At 50.4% G+C, this 4,188-nt stretch carries 3 protein-coding genes; 1 reads left to right on the forward strand and 2 read right to left on the reverse strand.

The window, feature by feature from the left end; all coding sequences use genetic code 11:
• The coding region (mpl, locus tag ACTHS3_RS10430) for a UDP-N-acetylmuramate:L-alanyl-gamma-D-glutamyl-meso-diaminopimelate ligase (RefSeq protein WP_440367920.1) at nucleotides 1-756 on the forward strand (756 nt) is incomplete at its 5' end.
• 155 nt (nucleotides 757-911) lie between these two features.
• Here the strand turns inward: mpl and ACTHS3_RS10435 are convergent.
• Together ACTHS3_RS10435 and ACTHS3_RS10440 are read right to left on the reverse strand one after the other, a co-directional pair.
• Nucleotides 912-3,842, reverse strand: coding sequence for a class I SAM-dependent DNA methyltransferase (locus tag ACTHS3_RS10435; protein WP_440367921.1), 2,931 nt, complete (start codon nucleotides 3,840-3,842; stop codon nucleotides 912-914).
• 117 nt (nucleotides 3,843-3,959) lie between these two features.
• On the reverse strand, nucleotides 3,960-4,088 hold the full coding sequence (locus tag ACTHS3_RS10440; RefSeq protein WP_003683546.1) for a FeoB-associated Cys-rich membrane protein: 129 nt from the start codon (nucleotides 4,086-4,088) through the stop codon (nucleotides 3,960-3,962).
• Nucleotides 4,089-4,188: the final 100 nt, after the last annotated feature.

Genomic DNA, 4,188 nt, shown 5'->3' on the forward strand with positions numbered 1-4,188 from the left:
TTGGGCGCCATTCAAACCCAATTCCATCATTTGGTACGCACCGTGCCGTCTGAAGGCCTCATCGTCTGCAACGGCCAGCAGCAAAGCCTGCAAGATACTCTAGACAAAGGCTGCTGGACGCCCGTAGAGAAATTCGGTACCGAACAAGGCTGGCAGGTTGGTACCGTCCATGCCGACGGCTCGTTTGATGTACGCCATCACGGCGAAACGGTCGGACACGTCGCTTGGGAACTGATGGGCGAACACAACCGCATGAACGCCCTCGCCGTTATCTCTGCCGCGCGTCATGCCGGAGTCGATATTCAGACGGCCTGCGAAGCTTTGAGTGCATTTAAAAACGTCAAACGCCGTATGGAAATCAAAGGTACAGTAAACGGCATCACTGTTTACGACGACTTTGCCCACCATCCGACCGCCATCGAAACCACCATCGAAGGCTTACGTCAGCGCGTCGGTAACGCACGCATCCTCGCCGTCCTCGAGCCACGTTCCAACACCATGAAGCTCGGCACCATGAAAGCCGCCCTGCCCGCAAGCTTAAACGATGCAGACCAAGTATTCTGCTACGCCGGCGGCGTGGACTGGGACGTCGCCGAAGCCCTCGCACCTTTAGGCGGCAAGCTGCATGTGGGCAAAGACTTCGATGCCTTTGTTGCCGAAATCGTGAAAAATGCCGAAGCAGGCGACCATATTTTGGTCATGAGCAATGGCGGTTTCGGCGGAATACACGGAAAGCTGCTGGAAGCGTTGAAATAAAGGTTTGTTGAAAATTTTGAATGATTGAGGCCGTCTGAAAACCGGAATTTGGTTTTCAGACGGCCTTTTGGTTGTGAAGTAATGAGATGGGGAAAAACCGATATTTCCGGCGAATCAGGTTTGGTTATAAACCAAGCCGGATTTGCCGTTTGCCTTTATTTGGATTTTTTGGGCGGCTTGGTATTTTGGCTTTCTATTGCCTTTCGGTATAGGTCAAACAGAAAGGTGACGCGTTCTGCCTCATCGTCAGTGTTTTTGCCTTTTTTGTAGCCGTAGGCTTTATCTACTGCTTTGTCGAGGGTGGCGTGTGCTTTGACGAGGTCGGGATAGCCTGCGTCGGACGCATAAAGTTCGGCGAGCGTAGGGGGAGGCAGATCGTTAGCAAGCGCATCGGCACGGTATTTCTCGCGAGTGTCAAGGATGGCTTGGGCGGCAGCTTCGATGGCGGAACGGAGGGGATTGTTTTCAGACGGCCTTGGCGTTTCGCCTTTTTTGCCCGAAGCTTCCTGACAGGCAGTTTCGTCATCGTTGGGTTTACGGCAGCTTTCTGGGAAGGGAAAGTTGTTGTACACAATTAAACTGGAATAGCTGTAATCGCTTTTCAGACGGCCTGAAACAGTACGCATAAAGGCATTATGCATGGTGGAGCAGAGAATGCCAAAGTGGTAAAGAGTGGCATTAGGTAACATGAATAGCTTATCTCCGGCAATAGTTTGGGAATCCAAATAGCCGATGGGAATGAAACGGCGATTTTCAGAAGATACTTTAGGGATGGCAAGATAATTGCCGTCTGAAATATTGCGTAATTGCTGGAAAAGCCAAGGAGTCATAGCATCTTTTTGAGTTTGCTTATCTTTACTAGCCTCACGCATGGCTTTGACTGCCTGAATACGGGCTTGGACTTGAGGCATCTGTTTCAGGTCGTGGTTGCGTTTGACATCAGGTACGCCGTTAAACCAAATGCACCAACGTTCGATACCATTAAGGAATTCGTTACCCATCGAGAAGGCACGGATGTAGTTTGCCGCCAATGGTTCGGTAGCAATCAAGGCTTCTTTTTCATCGGTGGAAAGGATAAGGTTGCCGCCTTCGGTAGGCTTGCCTCCACTAACCATTTCAATTTCTCCGCTGATTTGGGTTTTGCGCTTGGCAATAATCAAATCGGGCGCATCAATCAGATAAGGATTGATGTTGGCTACGGCGTGTTTTTGGGGTTCACCTTTGATGTCGGGATAGTCGTAGAGGTATTTGGGCAGAGCGGGATTTGCCGAAGCGTTTGCACCGCCGTTTTCAGACGACGTTTGCGGTTTGCGGCTGAAGCCGACGATGATGCAATGGACGGCGGCTTTGCCTGCGGCTTGGCTCGTCCATTGGAAGGTACGGTGGGCAAAGTTGATTTCGATGCCTTGGTTCAAAAGGCTGCCCCAAAGGATTTCGACCTGCTGGCCTTGGCAGATGGAATTGGTGGAGACAAATGCCGTCTGAACTTGGGGATTCTGCGCCATGATGCCGGCGGCTTTGACATACCAGTTGCAGACGTAATCCAACAGGCCGTAGCCTTTAATATGGCCGCAGATGCTTTCGAGGTCGTTTTTCTGCTCTTTGGTTTGGTAGGTCGAGCCAATAAAGGGCGGATTGCCGAAGATGTAGTCCGCCGCCTGCCAAGGTGTGCGGAAACTGTTGGCATGGATGATTTCGGCGGCATCTTCGAGCGGAAGCGTATGGCAGGCGACTTCGCCGTCGAAGCGGATTTGCGTGCGGATGTTGCATTGGTGGTTTTTGAGCCACATGGCGGTACGGGCGATAAGGACGGCGAATTCGTCAATTTCGATGCCGTGGAATTGTTTCAGACGACATTGGACGGACGGGCTGTCGAACAAGCCGCCTGCTTTGTCTTTGAGCGCTTCGGCGATGATGTCGTCTTCAAGGGCGCGGATGCGGTCGTAGGCGACGATAAGGAAGTTGCCGCAGCCGCAGGCCGGGTCGAGGAATTGCAGGTTTTGGATTTTTTGATAGAAGGCGGCGAGTTTTTTGGCTTTGTCGCGTTTGAGGGCTTTGACGGCTTCAAATTCGGCGCGCAGGTTTTCTAAAAAGAGGCCGTTGATGACTTTGTCGATGTTGGCGGCTTCGGTGTAGTGTGCGCCTGCTTCGCGCCGCTCTTGCGCGTCCATGACGGATTGGAAGAGCGTGCCGAAAATTTCGGGACTGATGTTGCGCCAGTCGAAATTGCCGCAGTCGATTAAGGCACGGTGCTGCTTGGCGGTGAAGTCGAAAGTGCGCAGGCGTTCTTTGAAAAGACCGCCGTTGACGTATTCGAAACCTTTAAATTTTTCGCTTTGGGTCTTGCTGCGCTTTTGGTCGGGGGTATTGAGAAATTCAAAGAGTTGATTGAGCTTGTCGCCGAGCGTATCGGCCTCTTTGCAGCTTTCTAAAAAGTCTTGAAAGAGGTAGTTGCGCTGGAAAACGGCGCTGTCGTCGGCAAAAAAGAGGAAAAGCAGGCGCGTGATGAAGAGCCTGAGTTCGTGTTCTTCGTAAATGCCCTCTTCCTGCAAGGCATCGTGCAGTCTGCCAATGGCCGTCGCCGCTTGAATGTTGGCCTCTTCTTGAATTTGGCGGACTTTGGCTTCGATGCCGAACATAAAGTCAAAAACGCCGCGCGTAATGTATTCGGGCAATGCTTCCAACGGGAATTGCCATTGGTTTTCCGCGCCTTCTTTAGGCTCGCGACGATAAAGGTGGAAATGGGCAAAATCGCTGACGGCGTAATATTCAGGTAAAGCAGACGGCTTGGTGCGCTCAATTTCCTGCAAATAACGCTCCGCCTGTTCTTTGGCTTTGGCCAGGTTTTTGTTGGCGGATTTATGTTCTGCCAAGAAGATGCCTTCCCAAAAGACATCGACAAATTGGGTGTTGTTGCTCGGGTCTTTAACGGCATATTCGAAGTGGACGACGTTTTTGCGGTCTATGCCGAAAATCGCAAAAAATTCATTCCAAAAGGTGTCTTTTTCACGGCGTTCGTCGGTTTGGTTTTTATAGTGGTCGGCGAAATTTTGTGCGGCGCTTTGGAGTTGGAGCAAAGTTTTCATGACTTTATGGAATGAATGTATTGTGTAAATGGATGGACGTTATTATAACGGTTTGCGTTAAAAAGGTCGTCTGAAACCTCTTTTCAGACGACCTTTATTCTTTCTGGTTATCCATATTTAACCGCAACCGCCACATTTGCCGCAGCCGCTGCTGCAGTCGCGTTTTTTCGGTTTGAATACGAATTTTCGCAAGAGGAAGAATACGCAGGCGAGCATAATCAAGCCGACGATAATATATTGAGTCATGATGATAGTATCCTTGAAGAAATTTGGTAAACCACGAATGCGGCAAAATAAGCCATCAGGAACAAATAGCCTGTAATCATAAGCATATTTTTCGTGGATT

The sequence above is a fragment of the Neisseria sp. P0009.S007 genome (assembly GCF_051962515.1).